This window comes from Nocardia sp. NPDC052566, assembly GCF_044547285.1.
In the GTDB taxonomy this organism is placed as follows: domain Bacteria; phylum Actinomycetota; class Actinomycetes; order Mycobacteriales; family Mycobacteriaceae; genus Nocardia.
In genome coordinates, this window is sequence record NZ_JBIUAF010000001.1 from 120597 (window position 1) to 134834 (window position 14238).

At 66.3% G+C, this 14238-nt stretch carries 17 protein-coding genes; 12 read left to right on the forward strand and 5 right to left on the reverse strand.

Annotated elements, in window-relative coordinates; all coding sequences use genetic code 11:
- Positions 1 to 8: 8 nt before the first annotated feature.
- The gene (locus ACIG5A_RS00535) at positions 9 to 509 is read right to left on the reverse strand and encodes a hypothetical protein (protein ID WP_397236125.1); all 501 of its coding nucleotides are present in this window, start codon (positions 507 to 509) and stop codon (positions 9 to 11) included.
- 234 nt (positions 510 to 743) lie between these two features.
- On the opposite strand from ACIG5A_RS00535, the gene ACIG5A_RS00540 reads away from it, so the two are divergent.
- The 11 genes from ACIG5A_RS00540 to ACIG5A_RS00590 all read left to right on the forward strand — a co-directional run bounded on the left by ACIG5A_RS00540 (position 744) and on the right by ACIG5A_RS00590 (position 9421).
- Positions 744 to 1553 carry a helix-turn-helix transcriptional regulator gene (locus ACIG5A_RS00540; protein WP_397236127.1) on the forward strand — a complete coding sequence of 270 codons (810 nt, stop codon included), beginning with the start codon at positions 744 to 746 and terminating at the stop codon, positions 1551 to 1553.
- Complete coding sequence (sufB, locus tag ACIG5A_RS00545) at positions 1550 to 2986, forward strand: Fe-S cluster assembly protein SufB (RefSeq protein ID WP_397236129.1); 1437 nt, start codon at positions 1550 to 1552, stop codon at positions 2984 to 2986. The genes ACIG5A_RS00540 and sufB overlap by 4 nt, the downstream gene beginning before the upstream one ends.
- Positions 2986 to 4197, forward strand: coding sequence for a Fe-S cluster assembly protein SufD (gene sufD / locus ACIG5A_RS00550; protein WP_397236131.1), 1212 nt, complete (start codon positions 2986 to 2988; stop codon positions 4195 to 4197). The genes sufB and sufD overlap by 1 nt, the downstream gene beginning before the upstream one ends.
- Before the next feature lie 74 nt (positions 4198 to 4271).
- Positions 4272 to 5048: a Fe-S cluster assembly ATPase SufC gene (sufC, locus tag ACIG5A_RS00555; RefSeq protein WP_397236133.1), complete on the forward strand. Its 777-nt coding sequence runs from the start codon at positions 4272 to 4274 to the stop codon at positions 5046 to 5048.
- Position 5049: 1 nt separating this feature from the next.
- On the forward strand, positions 5050 to 6303 hold the full coding sequence (locus tag ACIG5A_RS00560) for a cysteine desulfurase (RefSeq protein WP_397236135.1): 1254 nt from the start codon (positions 5050 to 5052) through the stop codon (positions 6301 to 6303).
- Between the two features lie 3 nt (positions 6304 to 6306).
- Entirely contained in the window at positions 6307 to 6801 is a 495-nt protein-coding gene (gene sufU / locus ACIG5A_RS00565; protein WP_397236137.1) for a Fe-S cluster assembly sulfur transfer protein SufU, read from the forward strand.
- The gene (locus tag ACIG5A_RS00570) at positions 6798 to 7169 is read left to right on the forward strand and encodes a metal-sulfur cluster assembly factor (RefSeq protein WP_397236139.1); all 372 of its coding nucleotides are present in this window, start codon (positions 6798 to 6800) and stop codon (positions 7167 to 7169) included. Before sufU ends, ACIG5A_RS00570 begins: the two co-directional genes overlap by 4 nt.
- A 158-nt stretch (positions 7170 to 7327) precedes the next feature.
- Positions 7328 to 7774, forward strand: coding sequence for a DoxX family protein (locus tag ACIG5A_RS00575; protein WP_397236141.1), 447 nt, complete (start codon positions 7328 to 7330; stop codon positions 7772 to 7774).
- 91 nt (positions 7775 to 7865) lie between these two features.
- Entirely contained in the window at positions 7866 to 8309 is a 444-nt protein-coding gene (locus ACIG5A_RS00580) for a DUF4189 domain-containing protein (RefSeq protein ID WP_397236143.1), read from the forward strand.
- Between the two features lie 139 nt (positions 8310 to 8448).
- A complete protein-coding gene (locus ACIG5A_RS00585; protein ID WP_397236145.1) occupies positions 8449 to 8883 on the forward strand; it encodes a DUF4189 domain-containing protein in 435 nt (144 codons plus the stop codon).
- Positions 8884 to 8968: 85 nt separating this feature from the next.
- Positions 8969 to 9421: a DUF4189 domain-containing protein gene (locus ACIG5A_RS00590; RefSeq protein ID WP_397236147.1), complete on the forward strand. Its 453-nt coding sequence runs from the start codon at positions 8969 to 8971 to the stop codon at positions 9419 to 9421.
- Between the two features lie 90 nt (positions 9422 to 9511).
- Here ACIG5A_RS00590 and ACIG5A_RS00595 read toward each other — a convergent pair whose 3' ends face one another.
- The 3 genes from ACIG5A_RS00595 to ACIG5A_RS00605 are packed head-to-tail and all read right to left on the reverse strand — an operon-like array spanning position 9512 to position 12107.
- Entirely contained in the window at positions 9512 to 10174 is a 663-nt protein-coding gene (locus ACIG5A_RS00595) for a methionine ABC transporter permease (protein ID WP_397236149.1), read from the reverse strand.
- A gap of 50 nt (positions 10175 to 10224) precedes the next feature.
- The gene (locus ACIG5A_RS00600) at positions 10225 to 11238 is read right to left on the reverse strand and encodes a methionine ABC transporter ATP-binding protein (RefSeq protein WP_397236152.1); all 1014 of its coding nucleotides are present in this window, start codon (positions 11236 to 11238) and stop codon (positions 10225 to 10227) included.
- Positions 11235 to 12107 (reverse strand): MetQ/NlpA family ABC transporter substrate-binding protein, encoded by an 873-nt coding sequence (locus tag ACIG5A_RS00605; protein ID WP_397236154.1) that lies wholly within the window; start codon positions 12105 to 12107, stop codon positions 11235 to 11237. The genes ACIG5A_RS00600 and ACIG5A_RS00605 overlap by 4 nt, the downstream gene beginning before the upstream one ends.
- A gap of 151 nt (positions 12108 to 12258) precedes the next feature.
- Here ACIG5A_RS00605 and ACIG5A_RS00610 point away from each other — a divergent pair, with 151 nt between their 5' ends.
- The gene (locus ACIG5A_RS00610; protein WP_397236156.1) at positions 12259 to 13107 is read left to right on the forward strand and encodes a MetQ/NlpA family ABC transporter substrate-binding protein; all 849 of its coding nucleotides are present in this window, start codon (positions 12259 to 12261) and stop codon (positions 13105 to 13107) included.
- On the opposite strand, the gene ACIG5A_RS00615 is transcribed toward ACIG5A_RS00610, so the two are convergent.
- Complete coding sequence (locus tag ACIG5A_RS00615) at positions 13108 to 14145, reverse strand: isopenicillin N synthase family dioxygenase (RefSeq protein ID WP_397236158.1); 1038 nt, start codon at positions 14143 to 14145, stop codon at positions 13108 to 13110.
- Positions 14146 to 14238: the final 93 nt, after the last annotated feature.

The window sequence follows — 14238 nt, forward strand, 5'->3', positions numbered from 1 at the left end:
GCGGGAGGTCAGTGGCGCAGGTCGACGGTGAGCATCGCGGTGGCGCCGGGGACCAGGGGGAGCGAGAGCATCGGATTGACGAAAATGACTGTCGCGCTTTGCGCCTCGGGGGCGATGGGGAGGATCAGTTGCTGCGGTGTGCCGGGGGTGGGACCCGCGTCGATGCGGACCGAGGCCTGATGCGGCGGCCACACGGTGACGCCGTCGCTCCACTGCGCGGTCAGCGAGGTGGCGCAGCGGCCGGGGGAGGGTAGCCCGGGGATCGTCGGGCGGACGCCGAGCGGTTGCACGTAGGCGACGAGGCGATCCGGCTGTGCCGAGTCGTGTTCGACCCACGCCCGGTAGTCGACGAAGCAGTCGACGGTGTCGCCGAGGACGTATCCGTCGGCCTGTGCCCGCGTGGGTGCGACCGCCCGTGCTTCCGGTTCGTCGCCGAATGCGAGAAGTGTGGTCAGCGTCGCAGTGGCCAGCGCCGAGGCGGCCAGTGATCGCTTGGCGAACATCGCCATTGTGTGATCCCCCTTCTGGGTGTTGCCCTTCATTGCAGGCTATGGCCACTGATTCGGGCAGTCCAATCGAGTGATCTGGCTCACCGAAAGGGCTTTCGAGCGCCTCCGCTACTTCCAGGCATCAGGGGTTTCGGGATCGGCGGAGGCTGGTGTGCCCGTTTTCGCAGGTCCGGCCGTTCGGAATTCAGGGCACCCTTATTAGATTTCGGGAACGAATTCCGCCACACTTGTGTTGTGAAAACCGTGGGTTTGCGGAACAACGATGAAGGGGCTGGTCGGAAGGCCGGTACCGCGTCGTCCGCTGCCCCCGCGGCGGTCGGCACCGAGGGGCATACCCGCGCCGCCATCGTCCAGCTGCTGCTGGAGGACGGGCCGATCACCGCGACCGCCATCGGCACCAGGCTCGGGCTGACACCGGCCGGTGTGCGCCGCCATCTGGACGCGCTCATCGACAACGGTCAAGCCAGGGCGAGCCGGTCGGCGCCGTGGCAGCAGAAGGGCCGGGGCCGCCCGGCCAAGCAGTATCAGCTGACCGCCGCGGGCCGCGGCAGGCTCGGCCACGCATACGACGATCTGGCGGGCGCCGCGATGCGCCAGCTCCAGGAGATCGGCGGCGAACAGGCCATCGCCGAATTCGCCAGGAAGCGGGCCAGTACCATCGTGGCCGGTATCGAGGCGATCGGGGCGCATACGCCGGAGACGACGACCGCCAAGGCCGAGGAGATCGCGGAAGCGTTCACCGACGCCGGGTTCGCCGCGACCACCCGCAAGGTGGGCGCGGGCGTGCAGATCTGCCAGCACCACTGCCCGGTCGCACATGTCGCGGAGGAATTTCCGCAGCTGTGCCAGGCCGAACTCGAGGCGTTCCGCGAGCTGCTCGGCACTCATGTGCAGCGGCTGGCCACGATCGCCAACGGCGACTGCGCGTGCACCACGCACGTGCCGTTGTTCGTGCTCCCTAGTACCGAAAAGAAAACTTCATCAGCAACCGCCGCTCAGCCCGCGACGGTACGTACGAACGACTCCGGAAGGAGTGCCGAATGACGACGACCACCGACCAGGTGCAACCGCTCACTCAGGAAGAAACGATTGCTTCCCTGGGTAAATACGGTTACGGCTGGGCCGATTCGGATGTGGCCGGTGCCAGTGCGCAACGAGGCCTGTCCGAGGCTGTCGTCCGCGACATCTCGGCCAAGAAGAACGAGACCGAGTGGATGCTGGAGCAGCGGCTCAAGGCCCTGCGCATCTTCGACCGCAAGCCCATGCCGAACTGGGGTTCCAACCTCGACGGCATCGACTTCGACAACATCAAGTACTTCGTGCGCTCGTCCGAGAAGCAGGCCGCGAGCTGGGAAGAACTGCCCGAGGACATCAAGAACACCTACGACAAGCTCGGCATCCCCGAGGCGGAGAAGCAGCGCCTGGTCGCCGGTGTCGCGGCGCAGTACGAGTCCGAGGTCGTCTACCACTCCATCCGTGAGGATCTGGAGAAGCAGGGCGTCATCTTCCTCGACACCGACACCGGCCTGCGCGAGCACCCGGAGATCTTCGAGCAGTACTTCGGCTCGGTGATCCCCGCCGGTGACAACAAGTTCTCCGCGCTGAACACCGCCGTGTGGTCGGGTGGCTCGTTCATCTACGTGCCGCCGGGTGTGCACGTCGACATCCCGCTGCAGGCCTACTTCCGGATCAACACCGAGAACATGGGGCAGTTCGAGCGGACGCTGATCATCGTCGACGAGAACGCCTACGTGCACTACGTCGAGGGCTGCACCGCGCCGATCTACAAGTCGGATTCGCTGCACTCCGCGGTGGTCGAGATCATCGTGAAGAAGGGCGGCCGCTGCCGCTACACCACCATCCAGAACTGGTCGAACAACGTCTACAACCTGGTCACCAAGCGGGCCAAGGCCGAGGCGGGCGCCACCATGGAGTGGATCGACGGCAATATCGGCTCCAAGGTCACCATGAAGTACCCGGCGGTCTGGATGACCGGCGAGTACGCCAAGGGCGAGGTGCTCTCGGTGGCGTTCGCCGGCGAGGGCCAGCACCAGGACACCGGCGCGAAGATGCTGCACCTGGCGCCGCACACCTCCTCGACCATCGTGTCGAAGTCGGTGGCGCGCGGCGGCGGCCGTGCCTCCTACCGCGGCCTCGTCCAGGTCAACAAGGGTGCGCACGGCTCGAAGTCGACCGTGAAATGCGATGCGCTGCTGGTGGATACGATCAGCCGCTCGGACACCTACCCGTACGTCGACATCCGCGAGGACGACGTCACCATGGGCCACGAGGCGACCGTCTCGAAGGTCTCCGAGGATCAGCTGTTCTACCTGATGAGCCGCGGCCTCACCGAGGACGAGGCGATGGCGATGGTGGTGCGCGGCTTCGTCGAGCCCATCGCCAAGGAACTGCCGATGGAATACGCGTTGGAACTGAACCGGCTCATCGAGCTGCAGATGGAAGGGGCCGTTGGCTGATGGCGACAGGTGTGGTGGGTGCGGTCGAGGGCGAGAACCCCACGGCCAAGCCGATGCAGAACCCGGGCGCCGGAGCCGCGATCAACAAGGGCGAGGTGTTCACCTCGTTCGACGTGAACGCCTTCGAGGTGCCGTCGGGCCGCGACGAGGAGTGGCGGTTCACCCCGCTGCGCCGCCTGCGCGGGCTGCACGACGGCACCGCCGTGCGTGACGGCGAGGCGAAGGTCGAGGTCAGCCCGGTCGAGGGCGTGACCGTGGAAACCGTTGCGCGCGACGACATTCGGCTCGGCCAGGCCGGTGTGCCCGCGGATCGTGTTGCCGCGCAGGCGTATTCGGGCTTCGAGTCGGCCACCGTGGTGTCGGTGGGTAAGGAGACCGAGGTCGCCGAGCCGGTCGTCGTCACGGTCACCGGCCCCGGCGCGGACAAGACCGCCTACGGCCACCTGCAGATCCGCCTCGGCAACTTCGCCGTCGCGACCGTGGTCATCGATCAGCGCGGCAGCGGAACCTACGCCGAGAACGTGGAATTCGTGCTCGGCGACAGCGCGAAGCTGACCGTCGTCGCGGTCCAGGACTGGGCCGACGACGCCGTCAACCTCACCGCGCACCACGCGAAGCTCGGCCGCGACGCCACGCTGCGCCACATCGCCGTCACCCTCGGCGGCGACCTGGTCCGCCTCACCGGCACCGTCAAGTACGACGGCCCCGGCGGCGACGCGGAACTGCTCGGCCTCTACTTCGCCGACGCGGGCCAGCACTTCGAGCAGCGCCTGCTCGTCGACCACTCGCAGCCCAACTGCAAGTCCAATGTGCTGTACAAGGGTGCGCTGCAGGGCGATCCGCATTCGCCGAAGGGCGATGCGCGCACGGTGTGGGTCGGCGACGTGCTGATCCGCGCGGCGGCCGAGGGCACCGACACCTTCGAGGTGAACCGCAACCTGGTGCTCACCGACGGCGCCCGCGCCGACTCGGTGCCGAACCTGGAGATCGAGACCGGCGAGATCGCCGGCGCCGGACATGCCTCGGCCACCGGACGTTTCGACGACGAGCAGCTGTTCTACCTGCGCGCACGCGGTATTCCGGAGGATGCGGCGCGACGCCTGGTGGTGCGCGGCTTCTTCCACGAGATCATCCAGAAGATCGCGGTCCCCGAGATCCGGGAGCGGCTCGAGACGGCCATCGAGGCCGAGCTCGCCGCGATCGGCGTCTGAAACCGCCGCTAGCGACTGCTTGCAGGTCGCTCGAAACAACACAGCCCATTACTCCGCAAAGGAACTCGAATTCGATGACCACCCTGGAAATCAAGGACCTGCACGTCGAGGTCGCCAACCCCGACGAGTCCGGCGCGCCCATCCAGATCCTCAAGGGCGTGAACCTCACCATCAATTCCGGTGAGACGCACGCGATCATGGGCCCGAACGGCTCCGGCAAGTCCACCCTGTCCTACGCGATCGCCGGGCACCCGAAGTACACGGTGACCTCCGGCTCGATCACCCTCGACGGCGAGGACGTGCTCGAGATGTCGGTCGACGAGCGCGCGCGGGCGGGCCTGTTCCTGGCCATGCAGTACCCGGTCGAGGTGCCCGGTGTCTCGATGTCGAACTTCCTGCGCACCGCCGCCACCGCGGTCCGCGGCGAGGCCCCCAAGCTGCGCACCTGGGTCAAGGAGGTGAAGGAGTCGATGAGCGAGCTGGAGATCGACGCCGCCTTCGCCGAGCGCAGCGTCAACGAGGGCTTCTCCGGCGGTGAGAAGAAGCGCCACGAGATCCTGCAGCTGGGCCTGCTCAAGCCGAAGATCGCGATCCTGGACGAGACCGACTCCGGTCTGGACGTCGACGCGCTGCGCATCGTCTCCGAGGGCGTCAACCGCTACAAGGAGCGCGAGAACGGCGGCGTGCTGCTGATCACGCACTACACCCGCATCCTGCGCTACATCCAGCCGCAGTTCGTGCACGTGTTCGTCGGCGGCCGCATCGTCGCCGAGGGCGGCGCCGAACTCGCCGAGGAACTCGACGCCAATGGCTACACCCGCTTCGTTCAGTCCGCTACCGCTGGAGCCTGATATGACCGCTACGGTCCGCACACTCGACGTGGCTCGCATCAGAGCCGACTTCCCGATCCTGAGCCGTACGGTCCGGGACGGGAAACCGTTGGTGTACCTGGACTCCGGCGCGACCTCGCAGCGCCCGCTCGAGGTGCTCGACGCGGAGCGCCGGTTCCTGACCGAGAGCAACTCCGCGGTGCACCGCGGCGCACATCAGCTCGCCGAGGAGGCCACCGACGCCTACGAGGGCGCGCGCGCCGAGATCGGCCGCTTCGTCGGGGTGGACGCCGACGAGATCGTGTTCACCAAGAACGCGACCGAATCGCTGAACCTGGTGACCTACTCCTTCGCCGACGACCGGTTCCCGTACCGCGTCGGACCGGGTGACGAGATCGTCATCACCGAACTGGAGCACCACGCGAATCTCGTTCCCTGGCAGGAACTCGCGCGGCGCACCGGCGCGACGCTGAAGTGGTACGGCATCACCGATGACGGCCGGATCGACCTCGATTCGCTCGAATTGTCGCCCGCCACCAAGGTTGTCGCGTTCACCCACCAGTCCAACGTGACCGGCGCGATCACCGATGTCGCCGAATTGGTCCGCCGTGCGCGGGCGGTCGGCGCGCTGACGGTGCTCGACGCCTGCCAGTCGGTGCCGCACATGCCGGTGAACTTCCGTGAGCTCGGTGTCGATTTCGCCGCGTTCTCCGGGCACAAGATGTTCGGTCCCTCCGGCGTCGGCGTGCTGTTCGGCCGCCGCGCGCTGCTCGAGGTGACCCCGCCGTTCATCACCGGTGGCTCGATGATCGAGACGGTCACCATGGAGGGCAGCACCTACGCGCCGCCGCCGCAGCGGTTCGAGGCGGGCGTGCCGATGACCTCGCAGGTGATCGGATTGGGCGCTGCCGTGCGGTATCTGGCCGACCTCGGCATGGAAGCCGTTGCGGCGCACGAGCACACGCTCGTCGGCGCGACGCTCGAAGGCCTCGGCGCGATCCCGGGCGTGCGGATCGTCGGCCCGACGGAGAACGTCGATCGCGGCGGCGCGGTGTCGTTCGTCGTCGACGGTATCCACGCGCACGATGTCGGCCAGATCCTGGACGACGAGGGCGTCGCGGTGCGCGTCGGCCACCACTGCGCGTGGCCGTTGATGCGCAGGCTCGGCATTCCGGCCACCGCCCGCGCCTCCTTCGCGGCCTACAACACCTTGGACGAGGTGGACGCGCTCGTTGCCGCGGTGCGGAAGGCTCAGAGCTTCTTCGGAGTTGCATAAGTCATGCGCATGGAGCAGATGTACCAGGAAGTCATCCTGGACCACTACAAGCACCCGCACCACCGCGGGTTGCGGGAGCCGTTCGGTGCCGAGGTGCACCACGTCAACCCGACCTGCGGTGACGAGGTGACCCTGCGCGTCCAGCTCGACGACAACGGTGACGTCGCCGACGTCTCCTACGACGGCCAGGGCTGTTCGATCAGTCAGGCGGCCACCTCGATCCTCACCGATCAGGTCATCGGCCTGCCGGTGCAGCAGGCGCTGAAGGTGGTCGACTCGTACAACGAGATGATCACCAGCCGCGGCGCCGTCGAGGGCGACGAGGACGTGATCGGCGACGGTATCGCGCTGGCCGGTGTCGCGAAGTACCCGGCGCGGGTCAAGTGCGCACTGCTCGGCTGGATGGCGTTCAAGGATGCGGTGGTCCGGATCACTTCCGCGGAAGAGGGCAAGCGGACAATGGGCACTGTTACTTCCACGAACGGGGATCGGTCATGACGGACACACCAGCGACGGAGACCGCGGAGCAGGCCGAGCTGACGGCCGAGGAGATCAAGCTGCTCGAGGACATCGAGGAGGCGATGCGCGACGTCGTCGACCCGGAACTCGGCATCAACGTTGTCGACCTCGGCTTGGTCTACGGCGCGACCGTCGACAAGGACAACATCGCCACCCTCGATATGACCCTCACGTCGGCGGCCTGCCCGCTCACCGACGTCATCGAGGACCAGTCGCGCAACGCCCTGGTCCGCAGCGGCCTGGTCGAGGATTTGAAGATCAACTGGGTCTGGATGCCCCCGTGGGGCCCGGACAAGATCACCGAGGACGGCCGCGAGCAACTGCGCGCCCTCGGCTTCACCGTCTAACGACGCGAATTATCCAGCGCACCAAAGGGTGTGGTTCCCGCCGGAACCACACCTTTTTGCCGTTCGCTGTTACATGTCGGTGGCGGCGACGGTCATAGAGGTGACGGGATGGACCCGTCGCCGCCACTCGTGTGGCGGTCGCCTCGAAGGGATTTGCGATGGCGCGTACTCCGCCCGCCTGGCTGCGGACGGCAGGCTACTGGTTTCTCGCATTCGAGTTCTCTGTCGGATTCGTCACCAAGTTCTGGTCAGGGCCGACGTTTTTCGGGCCCGCCTACTCGGAGAAGTTCGTGGAATGGGGATTCAGCCCCAACATGCGGTTCGTGGTGGGGGCGCTCGAGCTGCTCGCCGCGGTCCTGTTCGTGATCCCGCGCAGGCAGACCAGATTCTTCGCGGCCGCGATGCTGGTCTTCGTCCTCGATGCCGCGACAACCGTGCATATCACCAACCCCGACCCGGTGGGCGCCGGGATCTCCGCGCCGCTGCATCTGATGATCATGCTCGTGCTCGTCGCGGTCAATTGGCCCGCCGACTGGAGAGATGTTGTGCCGCTGCCGATGTCGAGAGCACGCAAATCGGAGCATGCGGTTTCGCGCGGGGTCTGACCCCGGATTTGGGTAAATCCGGTAATTCAACAATGATCTTGTCTCGAGGCATCTCTTGTCTCGAAGTTGTTTGTGGAACGGGGAGAATTCGATGTCATTGTCGGACAAGGCTGTCCTGGGTCTGGTCGCCGCGTCGGCGACCGTGTTCATGGCGGCCGGGGTGGGAACGGCACACGCCGGACCGGATCAGGACGGCCGGTACTACGGCGCGATCGCGGTCGACAACCGCACGGGCACAACGGGTGCGGGCTGGAACTACTCGAGCTGGGACCGGGCCGACGCTCGTGCGCTGAGCGAGTGTGGCAGTTCGAGCTGCGTCGTGCTCGCGCGTTTCGTCGACGGGTGCGGTTCGATCGCGGAGAGTTCGGGCCGCGACGGCAAATACGCGGGCGGCGTCGGCGCTACGCGGGCCGAAGCGGAGCGCAAAGCGATCGAGGCACTCGGTCCGCTCGCGCCGCCGTTCCCGAACTTCGGCAGCTCGGCGCCCAAGACGGCCACGATCCTGCACACGGCGTGCACAGGTGACCAGGGATAATCGCCGCATCATTACGGGCGTGCGGGTGCCCGCGTCCTGCGGCGCGGGCACCCTTCGCCTATCCGGAAGATTTTGACAAATCGGGTATCTCGGCAATGATCTTGCGAGAGAAGCTGTTTGTCGAACGGGGTGTAATCACATGGCACTGTCGCGTAAAGCCGCCCTCGGGGTGATCGGATCCGCTGCCGCCGCATTCGTCGCGGTCGCACCGGGTACCGCACACGCGGACGATGGTTTGTTCGGGTCGCTGGCGATGTCGGTCGAAGCCAATGGCGACGTGCTCGTCGGGTGGGGCGCCGACTACTCGAACTGGAGCGATTCGGACGCGCGGGCACTGCGGGAATGCGGTAACTCGCGTTGTCAGGTGGTCGTGCAGTTCAACAACGCGTGCGGCGCCATCGCGCGCAACGGTGACGGCAAGCTCGGCCGGGCCTGGGGCAAGACGCGGGCCGAGGCCGAACGGCTCGCGGTCGCCGATGCCGGTCCGGTCAACATGCCGCTGATCAACCTGGGCAGCTCGGCGCCGAAGGCGCCGAAGATCCTCGCCTCGGAATGCACGTCCAACGCGCGCTGACGAAGGTTTGGACATTCGGGTCGCGCTCGGCCATGATCTGACACAGCTTCGGAGGGCGAAGCTATGTCTGATGGGGAGTACCACCATGTCTGTATCGGGCAAAAAAGCCCTTGGGCTTGCCGTCTCGTCGACGGCAGCCATCGTCGCCATGGGCGCGGGCACGGCGAACGCCGACCGCGGTCCTGACGGCGCGCTCTACGGCTCGCTGGCCATCGCGGTCCCGGTCGACAGCACCTACTACGGGTCGGGCTGGAATTACCCGAACTGGGCCGAATCGGATGCCGCGGCGCTGGCCGAATGCGGCAGGTCGGACTGCACCATCGCGGTGCGTTTCGTCAACGGCTGCGGTGCCATCGCGGAGAGCGCCGATCAGAACCGCTACGTCGGTGCGTTCGGCGCCAACCGGGCCGAGGCCGAGCGCAAGGCGCTCGACGAGCTCAACAAGGGCAAATCGCCGATGCCGTTCTCCGGTTCCGCCGGCGGTGGTGGCGATCGCGGCCGGATCTCGCTGTGGAAGTGCACCGCGGGTTCGGACTAGGACGGAAAAGCATGAGAGGGTGCACAGCCGACGGCCGTGCACCCTCTCATTCGTTTCCGACCTCCCAGTGGCCGGAATGCCTGGAATGTTTCAGCGGCGCAGTACTTTTCGAGCCAGCCAGTTACCGGCGAACTGGATGACCTGCACGCCGGCGATGATGATCAGCGTGGCCACCAGGGTGACCTGCCAGTCGAAGCGCTGATACCCGTAGACCAGCGCGAAATCGCCGAGCCCGCCGCCGCCGACGGTACCAGCCATCGCGGACATGTCGACGATCGCGATCACCACGAAGGTGTAGCCGAGTACCAAGGGCCCCAACGCTTCCGGGATGAGCAGCGTCAGGATGATGCGCAGCGGCCCGGCGCCGACGGCACGTGCCGCCTCGATCACACCGGGGTCGACGGTCACCAGGTTCTGTTCGACGATGCGCGCGATGCCGAACGACGCCGCCACGATCATCACGAAGGCCGCGGCGTCGGTGCCGATGGTGGTGCCGACCACTTCGAGGGTGATCGGTCCGAGCGCGGCGAGCAGGATGATGAACGGAATCGGTCGCACCACGTTCACCAGCACGTTGAGCACCAGGTTGATCGGCGCGTTGGCCAGCAGCCCGCCCTTGCGGGTGGTGTAGAGCACGGTGCCGAGGAACAGTCCGATCACGCCGCCGACCACGAAGGTGAGCAGTACGAGATAGATGGTGGTGCCGATCGCTTCGGTCAGCACCGGTTGCAGCTTGTCCCAATCTGTATGCATACCAGCCCCTCTCACGCGCTGAATCTTTTCGAGCGACCTGCGAGCAGTCGCTAGCGGCGGCGGTCGAGTTCGTCGACCACCTTGTCGATCGCGTCGTCCGGGCCGTGCAGTGCCAGCGTGACGCTGCCGAATGTCTTGTCCTGCAACGTGCTCACGCCGCCGTAGACCACCTCGAACCGCACGTCGGCGTGCGCGGCCGCGGCCAGCGCCGCGCCGATCCCGCGCCGATCATCGATGTCCACGGTGACCAGGCGGCCGCCGTGCAGTGCCGTGAGTCGTCGCAGTTCTTCATCGGTCGGCCGGTTGTGCAGCACGGTCTCCACGAACGACTGCGTCGGCGTCGCCTTCGGCGCCGCGAAAACATCGAAGGTGCTGGCCAATTCGACGATCTTGCCCTCGGCCAGCACCGCGACCCGATCGGCCACCGCGCGGATCACATCCATCTCGTGGGTGATCACCACGATGGTGACGCCGAGTTCGCGGTTGATCTTCTTCAGCAGCCGCAGCACTTCCTGCGTCGTCTCGGGATCCAGTGCGGAGGTGGATTCGTCGGCGAGCAGCAGCGACGGGCTGGTGGCCAGCGCGCGGGCGATGCCGACGCGCTGCTTCTGCCCGCCGGAGAGCTGGTCTGGGTAGTTGCGCGCCTTGTCGGTGAGCCCGACGAACTCGAGCAGCTCGGCGACCCGCGCCTTGCGCTCGGCGCGCTTCCAGCCCGCCACCTTCAGCGGGTATTCGATATTGCCCGCGGTTGTCCGCGATCGGAACAGGTTGAACTGCTGGAACACCATGCCGATATCGCGGCGCAGCCTGCGCACCTGCCGCTCCGGCACCCCGGTGATGGGGGTGCCGGAGATGGTCACGGTGCCGCTCGTCGGCTTCTCCAGCGCGTTGATCAGCCGCACCAGGGTGGACTTGCCCGCGCCGGAATAGCCGATCACGCCGAAGATCTCGCCATGCTCGATGCGCAGGTCGATCTCGTCGAGTGCGACGTGGCGGTCCGCTCCCTTACCGAAAACCTTGGTGACGGAGCGGAATTCGACGGCCGGAGTCGTGTCCTCGGTCACTTGCCCGCGCGCACGGTCTGCTGCACCGTCGCCAGGATCTGCTCCAGCTGCTGGCCGTCGCGCTTGACCTCGACGGCGGTGCCCTTGGTCACCTCGGTGTGCGCCTTCTGCACCTCGGGGTCGTGCCACAGATCGGCGACCTGCTTGTACAGCGGGTTGGCCTTGTCCTCGGCGCGGCTCACCACCACATTGATGTACGGCTCGGCCGCCGGATTCTTCGGATCGTCCTTGTACAGCGCGGAATTGGGGTCGATGCCGGAGCGATCGAGGAAGGTGTTGTTGATCACCGAGCCGTCGACCGAGGCCAGCGAGAGCGCGGTCTGCGCGGCGTCGACCGGGGTGACCTTCACCTTGGACGCGCCCTTGTCGATATCGGCGGGCGAGGGCGAACGAGTATCCGAGGACAGCTTGAGCAGACCGGCGGCCTGGAGCACGAACAGTGCCCGCGCCTGGTTGGTCGGATCGTTCGGGATGGCGATCTCGGCGCCCTGCGGCAGATCGGCCAGCGTCTTGTGCTTCTTGGAGTACAGGCCGAGCGGCACGATGTAGGTGGCGGCGATCGGCGTCAGCGTGTCGTTGTTGGCGACGTTGTAGGCGCCGAGGAACTGCAGGTGCTGGAACAGATTCAGATCGATCTGCTTCTGCGACACGGCAAGGTTCGGCTGCTTGTAGTCGGAGAAGTTGGTGATCTTCAGCGTGATCCCCTTCTCCTTCGCCTTCTGCTCGAACACGTCCCAGGCCTTGTCCTTGTCGGTCGTGCCGATGCGGACTACGTTGGCGGAAGCCTTGTCATCGTTACCGCACGCCGTCAGGGTGAGGGCCGCAGTAGCTACCAGGACCGGGATCGCCAGTACCCGATTGAATTTCACTCGTGCTCCCGAAATGCTTTGTCGCAACATGAACCCGGTTATCCAAGCGGGACCAGCATCCGGTTGGCAACGGTTCGGATTGCCGTGAGTGAAACCCTTCCGAAAAGTTGGACGCTCGTCTAGGTTGCGTCCAATGCGAAAACTGCGCCGTATGCTGGCGATTCCTCTTCTGCTCGCCCTGGCCGCCGGTGGCGTGGCCTGTGGCAAGGAGCACTCGGCGGACGTGGTGCGTATCGGTGTGAACGATCTCGCACTGCCGCACTGGGAGGTCTTCAAGAAGAAGGCCGCCGAACAGGGCATCAAGGTCGAGTTCACCAACTTCTCCGACTACAACCAGCCCAATCCCGCGCTCGCCCAGGGGCGTATCGATCTCAACAAGTTCCAGCACGTGCGCTACCTGGCCAATTACAACGTGCGCAACAACGACACCCTGGTGCCGATCGGCGCCAGTGAGATCTTCCCGCTGACGTTGTACTCGAAGAAGCACAGGTCGGTCGCCGATATCCCCAAGGGCGGTCAGATCACGCTCAGCAACAACTCGGCCAACCAGGTGCGCCCGCTGCTCAGCCTGGCCGCCGCCGGGCTGATCGTGCTCAAGGGCGGTCCGAGCTGGGATTCCAAGATCGAGGACGTTGACCAGGACGCGTCCAAGGTCAAGCTGACCCCGATCGAGCCGACGCTGACGGCGCAGTCGCTCACCAGCGTCGACGCCGCCTTCGTCGACGACACCTTCGCGGTGCCCGCCGGGCTCGGCAAGAACGAGACCATCTACACCGACGATCCCGAGCGGCCCGACCTCAAGCAGTACATCAACGTGTTCGCGGCCAAGGCCGCCGACAAGGACAACCCGACGTACCTGAAGCTGACGCGGATTTACCACGATCCGGAGGTGGAGGCGGCGATCCGCGCGGAGAAGGACTTCGACGGCAAGTTCAAGACCAACTCGCCCGAGGACCTGCAGGCGACGCTGAAGGAACTCGAAGCCAAGTTCCGCAAGTAGTCACGGCTCGTTGGCGGCGAGCACCCGCGCCGCCTCCCTCGGCGCGTTCGTATTCGGTTGTCCCGCACGCGAACCGGCGAGCTTGGTGCGGATGTGCTCGCCGACGGTGATCGGGGCGTACCTGCTGCCCGTCCCGACGCAGGAGGGCAGCGTCTCGATCACCGCCTCGGCGTTGCCGTCGAGGAAGAAGGCCGCGCTGCGCCGCCGGGTGATGGCGCCGTCGACGATCGGCGGCATCACCCGGTGCAGCGTCGACAGCCAGCGCTCGTTGGTCCAGCGGGCCATCAGATCGCCCAGGTTGATCAGCAGCGCGTCGTCGGCGGGCTGCACATCGTGCCAGCGCCGGTCCGCCCCGAGCACCTGTAGTCCCGGCACCTGGTCGGCCCACAGCACGGTGACGATGCCGTAGTCGGTGTGTTCGCCCATCCCTTTCAGCTCGCCGTCGAGTTCGACGGCGCCCGGCGGCAGCGCGTAGTTGTTCATCCGCATCACCTCGAGCGGATGGTCGATGAAGCGGTCGAAGTAGCCGTCGGGCAGGTCGAGCGCGGCGGCGAAGACCGTGGTCATGGTGTGCGCGACCCGCGCGGCCTCGCGATAGTAGGCCGATACCCGGTCCTGGAACGCCGGCAGTTCCGCGGGCCAGACGTTCTCGGCATAGTCGATCGGCGGCAGGTCCAGGCCGGGGAAGTCGGCGGCGGTGTTGCCGATGTTGAACGCCTCGAAGTAGTCGTTCATCCTGGTCGCCGAGGCCACCCCGAGGCTGAGGCTCAGGCTCTCCGACTGCGGCGGCGAGTAGCCGCGATTGGCCGTCGGCGGGGTGCGGTACCGGTGTTTCACCTCGGGCGCGAGCGCGAAGAATTCGTCGAGCGCGCAAGCGAATTCGTCGAGCGTGGGTGCCGCGATGCCGTGCCCGCGGATCTGCATGAAGCCGACGGTGCGCGCGGCCTCGTCGACCTGGCGGGCCACCGTGGCGCGCTCGGCCGCCGAACCGCCGGCGGTGTAGGCGGAGATATCGATGACGGGAACCTCGAAGGCCATGGGTACTCCCTTCCGCACTCCAGCATCCTCCACCTGGGCTACCGAATGTCATCCGACAGCATGATCAAACGGTGATCCTGGTTGGCCTAGGCT

What these genes read in the sequence shown, in the direction of transcription:
- ACIG5A_RS00535 (WP_397236125.1), bottom strand. Translation starts at nt 509, where the DNA reads ATGGCGATGTTCGCCAAGCGATCACTGGCCGCCTCGGCGCTGGCCACT.
- sufB (WP_397236129.1), top strand. Translation starts at nt 1,550, where the DNA reads ATGACGACGACCACCGACCAGGTGCAACCGCTCACTCAGGAAGAAACG.
- sufD (WP_397236131.1), top strand. Translation starts at nt 2,986, where the DNA reads ATGGCGACAGGTGTGGTGGGTGCGGTCGAGGGCGAGAACCCCACGGCC.
- sufC (WP_397236133.1), top strand. Translation starts at nt 4,272, where the DNA reads ATGACCACCCTGGAAATCAAGGACCTGCACGTCGAGGTCGCCAACCCC.
- ACIG5A_RS00560 (WP_397236135.1), top strand. Translation starts at nt 5,050, where the DNA reads ATGACCGCTACGGTCCGCACACTCGACGTGGCTCGCATCAGAGCCGAC.
- sufU (WP_397236137.1), top strand. Translation starts at nt 6,307, where the DNA reads ATGCGCATGGAGCAGATGTACCAGGAAGTCATCCTGGACCACTACAAG.
- ACIG5A_RS00570 (WP_397236139.1), top strand. Translation starts at nt 6,798, where the DNA reads ATGACGGACACACCAGCGACGGAGACCGCGGAGCAGGCCGAGCTGACG.
- ACIG5A_RS00575 (WP_397236141.1), top strand. Translation starts at nt 7,328, where the DNA reads ATGGCGCGTACTCCGCCCGCCTGGCTGCGGACGGCAGGCTACTGGTTT.
- ACIG5A_RS00580 (WP_397236143.1), top strand. Translation starts at nt 7,866, where the DNA reads ATGTCATTGTCGGACAAGGCTGTCCTGGGTCTGGTCGCCGCGTCGGCG.
- ACIG5A_RS00585 (WP_397236145.1), top strand. Translation starts at nt 8,449, where the DNA reads ATGGCACTGTCGCGTAAAGCCGCCCTCGGGGTGATCGGATCCGCTGCC.
- ACIG5A_RS00590 (WP_397236147.1), top strand. Translation starts at nt 8,969, where the DNA reads ATGTCTGTATCGGGCAAAAAAGCCCTTGGGCTTGCCGTCTCGTCGACG.
- ACIG5A_RS00595 (WP_397236149.1), bottom strand. Translation starts at nt 10,174, where the DNA reads ATGCATACAGATTGGGACAAGCTGCAACCGGTGCTGACCGAAGCGATC.
- ACIG5A_RS00610 (WP_397236156.1), top strand. Translation starts at nt 12,259, where the DNA reads ATGCTGGCGATTCCTCTTCTGCTCGCCCTGGCCGCCGGTGGCGTGGCC.
- ACIG5A_RS00615 (WP_397236158.1), bottom strand. Translation starts at nt 14,145, where the DNA reads ATGGCCTTCGAGGTTCCCGTCATCGATATCTCCGCCTACACCGCCGGC.